Below are 15,342 nucleotides of genomic sequence, written 5' to 3' on the forward strand. Positions count from 1 at the left end.
AGTGCGATTAATCAAATTTCTTTAAAACTAAAGTTGTATACGAATCAATTAAGATATTGTCGATTTCCTCTGTCTGATTATTATCATCCAAGTAAACTCGTCGGTTGTATACTTTCTTAATATACTCTCCCTTTTTAAGTGGGACATTTAACATATTCGCTTGAGCGTTAAATGTAACGAATAATTTATATCCGTCACCTTTATAAGTTAATTGGACTATTTGATAATCTGCTCGAGTCACTTCGATACGTTCCTTAATCTCCTCATATGTAGATAAGTGGAACAAAGGTTCCTTTTGGCGTAACTTAATCAAGTTTTTAACAAGTTCCACGCTTTCTCGGTAGTTATCTTGTCTCGCCCAATCAATTTTATTGATACTATCAGGTTTATTATAACTATCTCTTACACCATTTTTGGTGCGTAAAAATTCTTGGCCAGCATGAATAAATGGTATTCCTTGAGATAAAAGTATGACAGTCGTAGCTAGTTCATGACGTTTAATGATTGTATTTTCTTCCATATGCGGATCAGCAGCCCTCAATTTATCATAAAGAGTGAAATTGTCATGGGCTTCTACATATTGAATTACTTGTTGCGGATCATTATACGAACCAAAGTCTACCCCTGCCAATACATTTTGAGCAACTTGTTGTTCCATATGCCAAGCACCATTAATGAAACCTCGTGCAGTTGCTTCAAAATCATTTCCTTTTAACGCTTCTCGTAAACCATCATTAAACTGCCCGACTCTTGGCATGAATACAGCGTTGTTATGGTTTGCTACTTTATTTTTACTTAAAGGCGTATACAAATCCCAACCTTCTCCAAACAGCAAAATACTAGGATCAATCTCATCTAACGCTTTTCGAACCGTGTTCATCGTTGTTGTATCGTGAATCCCCATTAAATCAAATCTAAATCCATCAATATGATATTCTTTAGCCCAGTATGACACGCTATCCACAATATATTTTCGCATCATATACCGCTCTGAAGCTGTATCATTTCCTACTCCAGTTCCATTGGTAAACTGACCACTATCATTGTATCGGAAGAAATAGCCAGGTACTGTTAGATGGAAGCTGTGATCATCAACTTCATATACATGGTTGTATACGACATCCATAATCACGCGAAGTCCCGCATCATGAAATGCTTGAATCATTTGCTTCATCTCTTTAATTCGTGTAAATGGATCATATGGATTGGTTGAATACGAACCTTCCGGAGCTCCATAGTTTTGCGGATCATAGCCCCAATTATATTCTCTCGGCTTTTCAACCGTTTCATCTACAGTTTGGTAATCAAACAATGGTAAAAACTCGACGTGGGTGACCCCTAAGTCTTTCAAATAATCTATGCCTGTTGGTGAGCCATTCGAGTTTGTTGCATTCTCTTCAATTGCACCAAGAAACTTGCCTTTATGTGTTACACCGCTATTTGAATCAACTGTAAAATCACGTAAGTGAAGCTCATAGATAACTGTTTTATTAATATCATCCATCTCAGGCATGCGCTCTCCCCAATTGGACGGGTTCGTTCTCTCTAAATCAACAACTACCGACCTTTGCCCATTTACTGTGACAGCCTTAGCATAAGGGTCATTAGTGGTGTTGATTCTGCCGTCAAAAAACGTCAATCGATAACGATACGTTAGACCATGAAGATCACCTTGAATGGTATGCGAAAATATCTTATCTCCACTCGTTCGCTTCATCACGATATTTTCTTTTAAGACACCATAATGACCATCATAAATTAATATCTCAACTTGAGAAGCTGTAGGTGCCCATAACTTAAACTCAGTTGCTTCTATACTATATAAAGCACCTAATTTCCCTGGATAATAATTCCTTTCAACAAAAACCGAATCGTGACTTATCTGATTAATTATTTTACTTAAATATTTATAATCATAATTCAACATTCCGTCAGACGTCTTATTATATTGTTCCATCAAACTACCCCTATAATTTCATTCTACTTTGAATAATTGCAGCTAATCTAATCTAATCTAATCTAATCTAATCTAATCTATCATCATTATATGTTACTTTTTTGTATTTTGTTAGTGTATCTGGTTTTTAATATATTATCCTTCTAGTTAGTCTATAATACACAAAATATAATGTCTGTCAAAACAAAAAGCCCCTTAAAAGATACTTAAGATCTTTTAAGGGGCTTTTATACAGTGGGATATCATCGCATCTCGCTCATTAAATGGCGATTCAATAATCTCCCTTTTAAGCGAATTCACTACTATTTAGTTATTATCTATATTGTTTCGATGCGTTAGCTGGCAATAACGTTCATACCAAATATCAATAAATTCTTGAGAAAAAGGTCCGCGACCTTCATCAATCCATCTCACTAATTCTTGTATCTGATATTTAATAATACGATCTATCTCATCTGAATAATGATACCGACGTCCATGAATTTCATATTCATCTAAATCTAATAAACGTTTTTCCCCATCTGGAAAAACTTTTATATCTAAGTCATAATCAATGTATTTCAAGGCTTCATTATCCATCACATATGGAGACGCTAAGTTACAATAGTATGTAACGCCTCTTTTACGTAACATTGCGATTATATTAAACCAAAAATGCTTATGATAATAGACGAGCGCAACTTCGCGTGTAACCCATCTACGTCCATCTGATTCTACAACCAATGTATGATCATTACAACCGATAATCGATTGTTCACTTGTTTTTAAGACCATATTATCACGCCATGTCCGATGCAACGATCCATCGTGTTTATAACTTTTAATAGTGATGAATTCACCTTCTTTCGGTTGTTTCATCACTTAACCCACTTTCTATATAATAAAATCCGTTCCAGTCAATCGACTGTTTGGTTATTCTCGATAATTATAACACAATACTTACACTTGTGTTACAAAATGATTTGACAATTGTAGATTTACTATTTTTATCTAGTAACTGAAGATAATAAGTCTTTAAAAGTCACTATAATCGAGCTTTAAATTTTATTACAACCGATTGTATTAGTTTTTCTCAAATTTCATTTATAAAATAAAAATCCTTACTGTATATGATTGCGCATATACAGTAAGGATTACTATATTATTTTATTGTTCTACATTTCTAGATGATTGCATTGTGTAATACAAACCACGTGCTTGCATTAAACTATCATGGTTTCCTTGTTCTACAATTGAACCATCTTTCATAACTAAAATCATATCCGCATTCATTATCGTTGATAAACGGTGGGCGATAATAAAACTAGTACGACCTCTCATTAAGCGGTCAAATGCTTCTTGAATAAGAATTTCGGTTCTTGTATCAATTGAAGATGTGGCTTCATCTAGTATAAGCATTGTTGGTATCGATACAAAGATACGAGCGATAGCAATCAGCTGTTGTTGACCTGTTGAAAGACCAGAACCACCATTGCTTAAGACTGTGTCATACCCCTCAGGTAATAATTCAATAAAACGATGAGCATGAGCGGCTTTAGCTGCTTTAATAATCTCCTCGCGTGAAGCATCAGGATGACCATAGGCGATATTTTCGTGAATCGTTCCACCCTTTAGCCAGGTCTCTTGAAGTACCATTCCGAATTGTTTTCTAACAGATTCACGGGTAAAGTCGGTGATTGGCTGATTATCAATCAAGATTTGTCCTTGATCTAAATCATAAAAACGCATCAATAAGTTAATTAATGTTGATTTACCGGCTCCGGTTGGTCCTACAATTGCGACCGTATCCCCTGCTTTTACTGATAAAGTTAAATCAGTAATTAACTCTTTATCTTGAGTATAACTAAATGATGCTAGGTTAAAGTTAACTTTTCCGTCTACATTCGCTGCATCTATCATTTGATGCCCTGTTTCAACTTCTTCTGGTTGATCAATAATCGTATATAATCGATCAGCACAGGCTAGAGCACTTTGAATTTCTGCCAACACATTCGAGATATCGTTGAATGGTTTAGTATATTGGTTCGCATAGTTTAAGAATGTTGTTAATTCACCAACAGAAAATGTACCGTTCACAATTCGAACCGCACCCAGGAACGTTAAGGCTGCGTATATAAGTGCATTAATAAAGCGTGTCCCTGGATTAATCGTTGATGAGTAGAAGATGGCCCATTTTGATTTTTCACTATAATCAGAATTAATTTGATTAAACGTTTTAATCGCCTCTTCTTGTGAATTAAACAATCTTACAATATCTGCTTGTTGAATATTCTCTTCAACAAAATCCGCTTGTTGTCCACGTGCTGCAGTTTGTTCACGGAATAATGAGTAACTACGTTTAGCAATAAATCGCGAGATATAAAGTGAAATCGGCGTTAGGACAACTACAAGTATCATCATTGTTAAATCAAGTTGTGCCATGGTGATAATTGTAATGAAAATTGTTAGAATCCCAATAAAGAATTGATTGAATATCATAATCAATCCATCCCCTAATTGTTCAGTATCTGTCGTAATTCGACTCACTAAGTCACCAGTACTACGCTGATCAATAAAGTTTAAAGATAAAGAATGGACTTTCTCAAGTACTCTATTTCGAAGTGATTCTATGACTTCATAAGTAATCTTATTGAATAAAATTGGGTTAGTCCACTGGACTATAGCGTTCAAACCAATTACAATTGCCATATTCATTAGTGTAGGTGCTAAAACATCAAAGTTTACTTGTCCTTCACCTATAGTCTGGTTAATCGCCTGACCAATAAGGATTGGAAGATAAACAGTAAGTCCAACTTGGACTACGGTCGAAATTAAGGAAAGTAATACTAATAGTTTATGGCCCGATAAATCAGAGAATAAGCGCATTAAAATACTTGAGCTACTTCTATTTTTTTGCTTCATCATTCGCTACCTCCTCAACGTTTTGTGATGCATAAATCTCTTGATAAACGGGATTTGTAGCTAATAATGTATCATGATTTGCATACCCAATTTGTCTTCCTTCTTCTAACACCACAATATTGTCCGCTTGTTGTAAACTATGTGTTCGTTGTGAAATCATCAGTATTGTTCGGTCGTTATACTTTTCTTTCAATGTTTTCTGAAAGTTTGCTTCCGTAACATAGTCTAAAGCACTCGTTGAATCATCAAAGATTAACAATGACGACGGCTTAATTAGTGCACGAGCAATTGTTAATCGTTGTCTTTGACCCCCTGAGAAATTACGGCCGAATGTCGCTACTTCCTTATCTAGTCCTTCTGGATAGGTACTAACAAAATCTAATGCTTGGGCATCTTCTAAAGCTTGCCACATCATCTCTTCTGTTGCTTCTGGATTACCCATTAATAGGTTAGAGCGAATTGTTCCCTTGAACATGGCAACATTACTTGGTACAACACTAATATCCTCTCTCAAATCACGTCTTGATTTTGTATCAAAATAATCTGTTTGAAAGAATAAGTTACCTTCTTCAGCATCATATGTTTTAGTTATTAATTGAAGTAACGTAGATTTTCCTGATCCAGTACTTCCGATAATACCTACAAAGTCTCCTTGCTTAACCGAAAAATCAATATTTGATAAAGACGGTTTTGTTGCGTCCGGATAAGTAAAAGTCACATCTTGGAAACTTAAAACTGTATTTTCTGGTTCAGTTTGCTCGTTGCTATTAGCAAAAACTTCCGATTCTAACGGTTGTTCGAAAACTGTAACTACCCTCTTAGCGCTCGAATAAGCACGGTTTAATTGGGTAATAATGAATGCTATCTTAACTAATTCGACTAATATAGCTAATAAATAATTCACTAAAGCTACTAATTGTCCTTGAGTTAAAGAGCCAGAATTAATATAGTTCCCACCTTGCCAAAGTACAATGATTAAGGCTACATTCACAACGACATAAGTTAACGGATTAGTGAATGCATTAATAAATCCAACTCGAATTTGATCTTTTGTTACATTACTATTTTGGTTCTTGAATTCATTAACTTCTCTAGCCTTCTGTTGAAAGGCACGTATAACACGCATTCCACGCATCTGCTCTTGTGTAAGAGTTACAAGTAAATCAAATTGTTCACGGATTTGTGTATACAATGGATTGGCTAAATAGATAATTGCTCCAACAACTACAAATAATACTGCAATCATCAAAACAAATATCATCGTCATTCGCCCATCAATCTGACTCGCCATGATTAACGATCCAAACACAATAAATGGTGAACGTAAGAATAGTCGGAAGAATGTATTTAATCCACTTTGGATTTGGAACGTATCACTCGTTAATCGTGTGACAATACTTCCAGGTGAGAGTCTTCCATAAACTTCTTTTGGTAATTGTAGGACAAACTTGAATAAATCTGCCGTTAAATTCTCAGCAAAACCAACAGCTGCTTTAGCTGATAGATACTGTGCTGTGATTGAAAATACAAGACCTGCTGCGGCAATACCAAACATCATTAAGATATATTTGATAATGTTCGAAACATCTCCTGTAGGTATTGCCACATCAATAATTAAAGCTACTATCATAGGTACTAATAATTCCAAAACCGCTTCGGCTAATTTCATCAAAGGTCCGAATATGCTGCTAAGTCGATAACCTTCAAAATATTTAAGTAATCTGCTCATATTTACCTCTACTTTTTTATTTATTCTCTATCTGAAACGATACTATTAAATAATTTTTGTTGTAATGTTGATACGGGAAGGGTTTCGAGTCCCTCAATGCTTACCCATCTGAAATCTTCATCAGAAAGGTCGATAGTCTGATTTAACAAGAATGGCATGACTTGTACATGCCAGATGCGGTGCGAAAACACATGCTTTACTTGGGAAAAAGTTGGAAGAAGCTCATATCCTTCTTTTACATTCATGACTAAAGATTGATCCAACTTCAGGTCATTTGTATCAATATTTCCATCTATGTGATTGACAAGGGGTTCCAACAATTCCTCACTCGTCGCTCCTTCCATAACGACATTCACTTCAACCATCGGGAAATGCCATAAGCCTGTGAGCAGTTCTTTTTCATTATGCTTTCGCATTAACCACTCGCCCTGATTATTTCTGATTGCATAGGCAATACGATGATGCTCTGTTGCTTTTGTTTTCTTTTTCTTAACCGGATATAGATGACTTGTCCCATTCTGATAAGATTGATCAAATTCTTTGATTGGACTGTCTACGGGTTGATAATTCGTGGGTGTCATAATTGTTGCTCCAATATCCATTAACGCTTGATTAAAGTCACCGGGTCTTTCTGGATCAATTAATTGATATAGTATGCCAGTAAATTCTTGCTTTGTTTTGTTTTGCATAATATCTCGATCAATTTCAAATAACCGAGCAACAATCCTCATTAGGTTACCATCTAAGGCTGGCTCTGGTAGATTGAACGCAATACTACCTATCGCTCCCCCTGTATATGGACCAATGCCTTTTAGTGAGAGTAAACCTTCCAAAGTATTAGGCATCTCTCCATTAAAGTCTGCCATCACCTGTTGAGCAGCAAATTGCATATTGCGAACCCGAGAGTAATAACCTAACCCCTGCCATAGCCCCATCAAGTCTGATTCTTCAACTTCGGCTAAATCTTTAATCGTCGGAAGCTCCTTAATAAAACGTTCATAATACGGTATAACAGTATTTACTTGTGTTTGTTGCAGCATAATTTCACTTACCCAAATATAATACGGGTTATTCGTTTGTCGCCAAGGTAAGTCTCTTTTATTGGCATCATACCAATCTAATAATTGCTTTCTGAATGCTTGTATTTTTTCATTATCCCAATCAATAGGATATGTTTCAATTAACGTTTGTCTTTTATTTGTCATTTAATCCACTTTCTACTTCTCTAGTTCTTGTTCGTTATCCTCAAGCCAGATCTTTATAAATTCATAGTCATACCCTTTACCAAGAAGGCCTTGTGTTATTTTTTGTTTCAAATCATAACCACTAAAACGGCGTTGATGTTTTCTTAGATACTTTTCAGCTTCTTTTTCAAGCATCTCAACTTGATTATCTACAGCTTCCTCAAATGTTAACTCACTCATATGTTGATTCACTATATCTTTATCGAATCCTTTACTGATTAGATGTGTATATAATTTATTTCGCATCATCTTTGGTGGGAGTGACTTTTTAGTGCGAATAAACTTTTCGGCTAATTTCTGTATATTCTCACTTTGCTCATCAACAGGATATTCATCTAATGCTTCTAGAATATCCATTTCGTTAATCCCTTTTTTTACTTTCAATTCATTCTGAATGACCGTTGGCCCCTTTGATTTTAATGTATAGTTCGTTCTTACATAACTCTTAGCATATTCCAGATCATTCAAATAACCTTGTCGAATTAATCGTTCAAGAGTTTCTTCAATTACTTCTTCTGATGGATCATAATTTTCTTTTTTATCCTTTTGCTTGTTTAAATAGTCACGCATCTCTTTAATTGAGCGCATTCCATAAGACAAATAGTTAATTGCAGCAGAGTATAATTTGTGATCATTTTCTGCTGATTTAACTTTATCTAATAAGTCTTGGTCAACAACTTGATCTTTATGAAGCGCATATTTTATTAGAATTTCTTGATCAACACCGATAAAGAATTCTTCATCAATAAAGAGTGAATAGCGGTTAGATTGTTTCTGTTGTTGTGAGATTTTGGTTATTTTCATTTATATCATCCTACTGTCTCTTGTTTGATATTGTATATTGATATTCATACATAAATGGATTTGTTTCAATGAATTTATAAATAAATTCAAGCTGGTTTCTTACAGAATATTTATGCTGTTCCATCTCCAATGAATACATGTGGAGTACCCTTTGAAAGTTAGCACATTCTGTATCATATTTAAAATATAACTGATATAATGACTTTTTGTTATCATCGATAGATATATAAATTGTTTGCTTATCTTTACGCTCAAAGGCAAAAACAAGATAAATATATACGAATGGCATGTGGTCACTCCTTCCTAAAATTTAATCTAAATTGAATAGTGATTATACTCTTTCTATGTTACCATATTTTCGATGTCTCTTAACGAATTATTTACCAAAGGTGGGTGATATCTTTATGAAGAAAAAATATAAAAAAATTGTTGAAGTTGCTACAACTGCAGGAAGAATTATGTTGGAGTCTCATGCAGAAAGTTATCGTGTTGAGGATACAGTTCGTCGAATTTTGCAAACGAGTGGTCTTTCTAACACCGAAGTAATCACGAATACTACAGGCTTGTATGTTACTTTAGATGACTCTGATCCTGAAATTGAAGGCATTACGCTAGTCCGCCGGATTACCGATCGTAGCAACCAATTGAATAAAATATACCGGGTTAATAATATTTCACGCCAACTTACAAGTGGTGAGATTACGATTGATGAAGCTGCTGAACGTCTAGAAGTTGTTGACGATTCAGATTACACCGTATTTAGTAAAGATATCGCGACCGTTATATTAGTAGTAGCTTTTGTTGTTTTACTCGGTGGTGGCTTCTGGGATAGTGTATTTTCTATTTTTACTGGGTTACTCGTAGCTTATTCGCGTATTCTTAAAGAATTATTTCAATTGAATGGATTTATTTACGGCGTTGCTTCAACTTTACTTACAGCATTTTTGACCAATGTGCTTGTTGCAACCGTTCCATTAGACATCTCAACTGACGTAATTATTATTGCTGGATTAATGCCTCTTTACCCTGGTACGGCAGTTACTAACGGATTAAGAGACATGTTAAAAGGAGATTATATCTCTGGTGTCGCTCGAGTTGCTGATGCCATCGTTATTGCTCTTAGTTTAGCTATCGGTGTTGCAATCGGTCTATACTTCTACGGGGAGGTCACTTCATGGTTGGTATAATCATTCAAGTTATTGGTGCTTATGTAGCTACAATAACAGCTGCTATTACACTTGAAGCACCTCGTTCGCTTATTTTTAAAACTGGGTATGCTGGAGGTGCCGGGTATCTTGTTTATCTTTTACTAGCAAATCCAATGGGTGCCGCTTTGGCAACATTTTTTGCTTGTAGCGTTGTATCTTTAATTGGACAGTTTTTTGCTCGTCGCTTTAAGGCTCCGGTTACTATATTCTATATTCCTGCATTCTTCCCTTTCGTACCAGGTTCTGCAATTTATCAAACAGCACTCTACTTTATCCAAGGTGATTACAACTTAAGTAATTACTATTTGATTCAGACCCTTTCGATTGCTGGTGCTATTGCATTAGGTGTATTCTTTACAGATTCAGTCCTAGAAATATATATGCACATACGTTTTAAAATGCTTAATCTGAAAAAATAAATTTACTTAGCGAAAAAGCACCCTATTTCTTTTAGCGAAATCGGGTGCTTTTCTTTAATAAATTATTTTTTGAATATCACTGAACTTAAGCCAGCTAGTTTTATTTGATTTGAACTAAGGAATTCGATACCTTCTGGATTGTTAAGTGGTTCTGTATTTACACGCGTTTTATCCGCGATAACGTGCCCAACGTCTACTGATTCTGGAAGTGTGAATGTACGTCCTCTCTTATTACCATTCAAGACAACAATATACTCGTCACCTTTTGTTCCAGAGACTTTGTAGGCAATCGCTACATCTTTCTCACGAATCTCCGGTACGTTTAATAATTCAACATTTTGATCAATCAATTCTTTATCAGCTAATCTAAAAGCATCTGTTGACTGACGTAATCTAATAAGTCCTTTCATATGCTCCATCGTTGCATTCTCAATTGAGTACCCATTAATTCCTCTTACTTTTTCCCATTCAAACTTATTTATTACATCTGTCGCATCATAAGAATCATGGATAAAATATGGATAGTCAATTGGTTCTCCATTCTTATCCGTAAAATACGTTGAGTTATCAGGTATATCATTCCACTCTTCAACCATGGTTTTGAACTTAGGGTGTTTAAATTGTTTAGTTCTTCCATACTCTTGCCCAGCATGAATAAAAGCTATACCTTGTGATGTAAAAACGATCAAGTTACCCAAACGAATCCGTTTATGAATTTCATCAGTATGGTCTTTTGGATCTTTCTTAATCGATTGTGCAATAACATCATGTAAAGTTAAATTATCATGTGCTTCAATATACTGAACGACATCACCTGGTTGATCAGCTACAAAATTATGTGGTTGTCCTTTTATATTGTCAAAAATCTTCTCAACCTTACGTCTTCCACCTGTAATAAAACGAGGCATCCCTTCACTTTGGAATCCTGACTTCAGTTCATTTCTTATCTCATCTGAGAACGAACCAACTGATTCAGTATCTTTCATCCAATGTTGATCGGCCGCTTGGACGTCGTTGGCCTTCTCGTCACCAACATAAGTAATCCAACCTTCACCAATCATCAAGATATCAGGATTAATTTTCGCTGTCTCATCGTATGCCATTTGCACAGTTTCAGCATCTAAATCCCCCATCATATCGAATCTAAAGCCGTCAATCTTGAACTCTTCAACTAGGTATTTCATTGAATCGATAATTAATCGTCGTGTCATATAATGTGTGCTTCCTAAACGTCCTCCCCCGAAGTTTGTTCTTGAAGAACCATCTTTGTTCATGAAATGATAATACTCAGGTTCCAAATCTTCAAGGATATGAAGTTCTGCTGTATGGTTATAAACCACATCAAGTGTCACTCCCATACCTCTTTTATGAATTTCATTCACTAATTCTTTAAACTCACCAATACGCGATGACGGATTCTCTGGGTTAATTGAATACATACCTGTTAATGCAAAGTAATGCATGGGATCATAACCCCAGTTATAGTTGGTCCATGAAGATTTATATTCTAAGAATCGCTCTCCGGTTGCATATTCATTCGCATGATAATAGCTTAATACTGGTAATAATTGCACATGCGTTACACCAAGTGATTGAATATAGTCCAGCTTCTCAGTCATTGCTTCAAACGTACCGAACCGGTGATGTAATTCATCTTTGATTGATAAATCTGACGTAAAATCTCGAACATGCACTTCATAAATAACAGCATCTTCTCTATTTTTATAGCCTTCTATTTGAGCAAAATCTAATTCCACCCCATATCTGTCTGGAGCTACTATCGCTGCTTTGGCAATATAAGAAGCTGGATCATGACTATTCCAAGTAGCTAATGATTTAGCATATGGATCTAAAGCTAGTACAGATTCCTCACCGCGGTTAATTTGATAATGATAACAATAATTTTCAAAGTGAGTTACTTCATTGATATTATCTTCTGACAGAGTAATATCCCATAGTCCTTTATCTTGACGCTCCATCTCAACTTCAGCTATTAGTTTATCTTGATCATCTTTATCATATAAGAGCACTTGAACTGAGTCAGCACTCGGCGACCATAGTCTTAATATTGCTGTTCCATCTTTATGTAAAACTGGTCCAAGTGGTCCACTATATGCAAATTGTTCATCTTTTTCTTGCCATATTAATTTATTTTGTACTTTAATACCCATAAATTATCCCCCAAAAGTATATTTCAGTTATTAATTAAAAAGCCAGATGATATTGATACGATCAAATAAACGATCTTCCTCAATATTATCTGACTTTGCGTCATTTCTATATTAGTTAGATACGATGTTTTTATCTTCACCATTAATATATGCCAATACATTATCAAATGCAATTTGAGCACGAAGCACCATTGCTTCATCAGTTAAAAAGCCTACATGTGGCGTTAAAACTGCATTTTTTGCGTGAAGTAATGGATATGCATTTGGAATAGGTGGCTCCATGTCAAAGACATCAATCCCAGCTCCGGCAATCGTTCCAGCATTTAATGCTTCTGCTAAAGCATCATTATCAATAATCGGACCTCTTGCAACGTTAATAATAATCGCAGAATCTTTCATTTTTTCTATTTCATTTTTTCCAATTGTATGCTTAGTATCGTCTGTCATTGGAAGATGAACTGAGATAATATCACTTTCTTCAAGAAGTTTATCAAGTGAGACATACTCTATACCGGCATCAATAGCCTCTTGTTTCTCAGAACGGTTATATCCGATTACTTTCGCACCAAACGCTTTAAATAACTTTGCAGTGTGAATACCGATTGTTCCTGTTCCTACAATTCCCACTGTTTTACCATGAATTTCTTGTCCTTGAATAAGTCCTGGGAAATCTTCTCCTTGGCGAATATCTTTATCTCCTTGATTAATTGCACGGTAAACACTTAATACTAAACCAATCGATAACTCAGCAACTGCTTGAGTAGCATATCCAGATGCATTCGCGATCTTGATTCCTTTTTCTTTTGCACTCGTATTATCTACATGGTCTACTCCAGTGAAAGCCACGTCGATAAATTTAGTTGTCGTTAATTTATCAATGACTTCTTTAGGATATGGATTGTTTGCAATAATGATAACTTCTGAATCTTTACTTCGTTCATACAACTCATTTGGATCTGTTGTTTTATTCTCGTAGTAGACAAACTCATGACCTAACTCTTTTAACGGCTTAGCTAATTCTTCAATATATTCTTTTGGTACACGTAATGGTTCTAATAAGCTTATTTTCATAATATCCTCCAATTATTCAATATGACTAGTTTATACGATTCAAGGTAACGCTTGCAAGCTAAAAAACAAAAAAAACAAATTAAATTCTTTTCTTTTAGAATACCTTTATTGTTCAATCTCCACTAATCGATTATAGTAGTAATATATCATTAATAGTAAAGGAAGAAGTAAAATATGCCTTTTGATTTTAAAAAAGAAGAAAAGCAGTTTTATAGACCAAAAGCGAAGCCTGATGTTATCAACATTCCATCAATGAACTTTCTGACGATAGAAGGACATGGTGATCCAAATGAGGTTGATGGGTTATACCAAAAATCAATCAAAAAACTATATAGTCTGGCTTATACGATTCGAATGAGTTATCGAAATGGTTATATCATTGATCATTTCTTCCTTTTTGTTGTACCACCTCTTGAAGGATACTGGTGGCAAGAAGGAGTTCATGGTGTGGATGCCTCTAGAAAAGAAGATTTCCAGTGGATTATGACACTAAGAATGCCTGATTTTGTTACGCAAAGCGTTTTTGAGTGGGCTAAGACTGAGGCTTTCACAAAGAAAAAGATTGATTGTTCTTCTGTAAAGCTAGAAACGATGACTGAAGGACTGACTGTTCAAATGATGCATGTTGGGTCCTATGATGCTGAGCCACGTTCAGTTGCTATCATGCATGATTATGTAGAAAAAGAAGGTTATGTCTTAGATTTTAGTGAAACGAGACGTCATCACGAGATTTACTTATCTGACCCACGTAAAGCACAGCCTGAGAAGTTAAAAACCATTTTACGTCATCCTATTAAAGAACTTTAATACATAGTTATGATGCGTATATAGCTAACGAAAAATGATAATTACTTGCATATTAATGTGCCAGCGAGAAATTCATTGTTGCCACGGAATCCTATTTGTATCAAACAGCCATTCTAAATTATCAGTCTCAGAAGGTAAATATTCATCTAACGTGATTGCCTCTAGGATACTATCTTTCTCATGTTATTCCTCCATTTTTTACTTAATTATATGACAAAAAAAGGCCTGAACCACATAATTGTGCTTCAGACCTTTTACTATAATCTACGTGCAATCGCATTAAACACGTAGCATGTAAAGTAATATATTGCTTTTGGTAGAGGGAGTTTTTCTAAATTGTAATATGTATTCCAAGTGCGTTTTAAGGCGCCAATACGATCACTTGAGATTGACCCCTGAACTTGTCGATAATAATTATGTACTTCTTGAACGCCATAAGCACTTACTTGTCGCTCGCGCATCAACATTAGCCATGTAGCTGTATCTTGCCCTTTTCGAACAAGTGGCATCCGAAAATCTCCAACTAATTTTCGGTCAATTATTACTGTTGAGCAAGCAATGGCAGTGTTTTTAAGTAGTTGAGTATAGGTAAATGATGCTGGAACATTTACTTGATCCTTTAACACCTCTCCATTCTCATTAATTAAAGCAAGGTCAGTATATGTAAAGCCATATTGATTTGTTTGCATAAAAGTAAGTTGTTCAGCTAATTTCGTTTCTGACCAACAATCATCACTATCAATAAAAGCGATATACTTCCCTTTCGCATTCTCAATCCCAGTGTTACGAGCAACTGCTGCCCCACTGTTCTCAACTAAATTTACTAATTTTATTCTTTTATCGGTTTTAGCAAAGTTTTTAACAATTTCAACAGAAGTATCTTGACTGCAATCATTAACCAAAATCATTTCCCAGTTGGTGTAAGTTTGCTTGATTACACTTTCTATCGTTTCACTTATAAAGCGTTCTGCATTGTATAAAGGTGTTATTATCGATACTAAATCCTCTTCAAAAGTTGGCACTTCTCTAAG

Annotated in this window: 12 protein-coding genes; 3 read left to right on the forward strand and 9 right to left on the reverse strand. The window is 35.2% G+C overall.

Annotation, left to right across the window (positions count from 1 at the left end; translation table 11 throughout):
* Window positions 1-7: 7 nt before the first annotated feature.
* The 6 genes from pulA to recX all read right to left on the reverse strand — a co-directional run bounded on the left by pulA (window position 8) and on the right by recX (window position 8,635).
* Entirely contained in the window at window positions 8-1,957 is a 1,950-nt protein-coding gene (pulA, locus tag HYQ40_03500) for a type I pullulanase (GenBank protein MBZ6526828.1), read from the reverse strand.
* A 306-nt stretch (window positions 1,958-2,263) separates the two neighbouring features.
* Complete coding sequence (locus HYQ40_03505; protein ID MBZ6526829.1) at window positions 2,264-2,815, reverse strand: DUF402 domain-containing protein; 552 nt, start codon at window positions 2,813-2,815, stop codon at window positions 2,264-2,266.
* 288 nt (window positions 2,816-3,103) lie between these two features.
* A complete protein-coding gene (locus HYQ40_03510) occupies window positions 3,104-4,858 on the reverse strand; it encodes an ABC transporter ATP-binding protein (GenBank protein ID MBZ6526830.1) in 1,755 nt (584 codons plus the stop codon).
* On the reverse strand, window positions 4,842-6,587 hold the full coding sequence (locus HYQ40_03515) for an ABC transporter ATP-binding protein (protein ID MBZ6526831.1): 1,746 nt from the start codon (window positions 6,585-6,587) through the stop codon (window positions 4,842-4,844). The genes HYQ40_03510 and HYQ40_03515 overlap by 17 nt, the downstream gene beginning before the upstream one ends.
* A gap of 20 nt (window positions 6,588-6,607) precedes the next feature.
* Complete coding sequence (gene mutY, locus HYQ40_03520; GenBank protein MBZ6526832.1) at window positions 6,608-7,792, reverse strand: A/G-specific adenine glycosylase; 1,185 nt, start codon at window positions 7,790-7,792, stop codon at window positions 6,608-6,610.
* Between the two features lie 12 nt (window positions 7,793-7,804).
* The gene (gene recX, locus HYQ40_03525; GenBank protein ID MBZ6526833.1) at window positions 7,805-8,635 is read right to left on the reverse strand and encodes a recombination regulator RecX; all 831 of its coding nucleotides are present in this window, start codon (window positions 8,633-8,635) and stop codon (window positions 7,805-7,807) included.
* Between the two features lie 404 nt (window positions 8,636-9,039).
* Here recX and HYQ40_03530 point away from each other — a divergent pair, with 404 nt between their 5' ends.
* Both HYQ40_03530 and HYQ40_03535 read left to right on the forward strand, forming a co-directional pair.
* Window positions 9,040-9,822 carry a threonine/serine exporter family protein gene (locus tag HYQ40_03530; protein ID MBZ6526834.1) on the forward strand — a complete coding sequence of 261 codons (783 nt, stop codon included), beginning with the start codon at window positions 9,040-9,042 and terminating at the stop codon, window positions 9,820-9,822.
* A complete protein-coding gene (locus HYQ40_03535) occupies window positions 9,810-10,262 on the forward strand; it encodes a threonine/serine exporter family protein (protein MBZ6526835.1) in 453 nt (150 codons plus the stop codon). The genes HYQ40_03530 and HYQ40_03535 overlap by 13 nt, the downstream gene beginning before the upstream one ends.
* Window positions 10,263-10,324: 62 nt before the next feature.
* Here HYQ40_03535 and HYQ40_03540 read toward each other — a convergent pair whose 3' ends face one another.
* Window positions 10,325-12,433, reverse strand: a complete 2,109-nt coding sequence (locus HYQ40_03540; GenBank protein MBZ6526836.1) for a pullulanase — start codon at window positions 12,431-12,433, stop codon at window positions 10,325-10,327.
* Window positions 12,434-12,544: 111 nt separating this feature from the next.
* Window positions 12,545-13,504 (reverse strand): hydroxyacid dehydrogenase, encoded by a 960-nt coding sequence (locus HYQ40_03545; protein ID MBZ6526837.1) that lies wholly within the window; start codon window positions 13,502-13,504, stop codon window positions 12,545-12,547.
* Window positions 13,505-13,678: 174 nt separating this feature from the next.
* Between HYQ40_03545 and HYQ40_03550 the strand changes: the two genes are divergently transcribed.
* Complete coding sequence (locus tag HYQ40_03550) at window positions 13,679-14,311, forward strand: GyrI-like domain-containing protein (protein MBZ6526838.1); 633 nt, start codon at window positions 13,679-13,681, stop codon at window positions 14,309-14,311.
* A 257-nt stretch (window positions 14,312-14,568) separates the two neighbouring features.
* On the opposite strand, the gene HYQ40_03555 is transcribed toward HYQ40_03550, so the two are convergent.
* Window positions 14,569-15,333 (reverse strand): glycosyltransferase family 2 protein, encoded by a 765-nt coding sequence (locus HYQ40_03555; GenBank protein MBZ6526839.1) that lies wholly within the window; start codon window positions 15,331-15,333, stop codon window positions 14,569-14,571.
* Window positions 15,334-15,342 lie beyond the last annotated feature (9 nt).

The sequence above is a fragment of the Aerococcaceae bacterium DSM 111021 genome, from assembly GCA_020112395.1.
Lineage (GTDB): Bacteria > Bacillota > Bacilli > Lactobacillales > Aerococcaceae > Ruoffia.

What these genes read in the sequence shown, in the direction of transcription:
- pulA (MBZ6526828.1), bottom strand. Translation starts at nt 1,957, where the DNA reads ATGGAACAATATAATAAGACGTCTGACGGAATGTTGAATTATGATTAT.
- HYQ40_03505 (MBZ6526829.1), bottom strand. Translation starts at nt 2,815, where the DNA reads ATGAAACAACCGAAAGAAGGTGAATTCATCACTATTAAAAGTTATAAA.
- HYQ40_03510 (MBZ6526830.1), bottom strand. Translation starts at nt 4,858, where the DNA reads ATGAAGCAAAAAAATAGAAGTAGCTCAAGTATTTTAATGCGCTTATTC.
- HYQ40_03515 (MBZ6526831.1), bottom strand. Translation starts at nt 6,587, where the DNA reads ATGAGCAGATTACTTAAATATTTTGAAGGTTATCGACTTAGCAGCATA.
- mutY (MBZ6526832.1), bottom strand. Translation starts at nt 7,792, where the DNA reads ATGACAAATAAAAGACAAACGTTAATTGAAACATATCCTATTGATTGG.
- recX (MBZ6526833.1), bottom strand. Translation starts at nt 8,635, where the DNA reads ATGAAAATAACCAAAATCTCACAACAACAGAAACAATCTAACCGCTAT.
- HYQ40_03530 (MBZ6526834.1), top strand. Translation starts at nt 9,040, where the DNA reads ATGAAGAAAAAATATAAAAAAATTGTTGAAGTTGCTACAACTGCAGGA.
- HYQ40_03535 (MBZ6526835.1), top strand. Translation starts at nt 9,810, where the DNA reads ATGGTTGGTATAATCATTCAAGTTATTGGTGCTTATGTAGCTACAATA.
- HYQ40_03540 (MBZ6526836.1), bottom strand. Translation starts at nt 12,433, where the DNA reads ATGGGTATTAAAGTACAAAATAAATTAATATGGCAAGAAAAAGATGAA.
- HYQ40_03545 (MBZ6526837.1), bottom strand. Translation starts at nt 13,504, where the DNA reads ATGAAAATAAGCTTATTAGAACCATTACGTGTACCAAAAGAATATATT.
- HYQ40_03550 (MBZ6526838.1), top strand. Translation starts at nt 13,679, where the DNA reads ATGCCTTTTGATTTTAAAAAAGAAGAAAAGCAGTTTTATAGACCAAAA.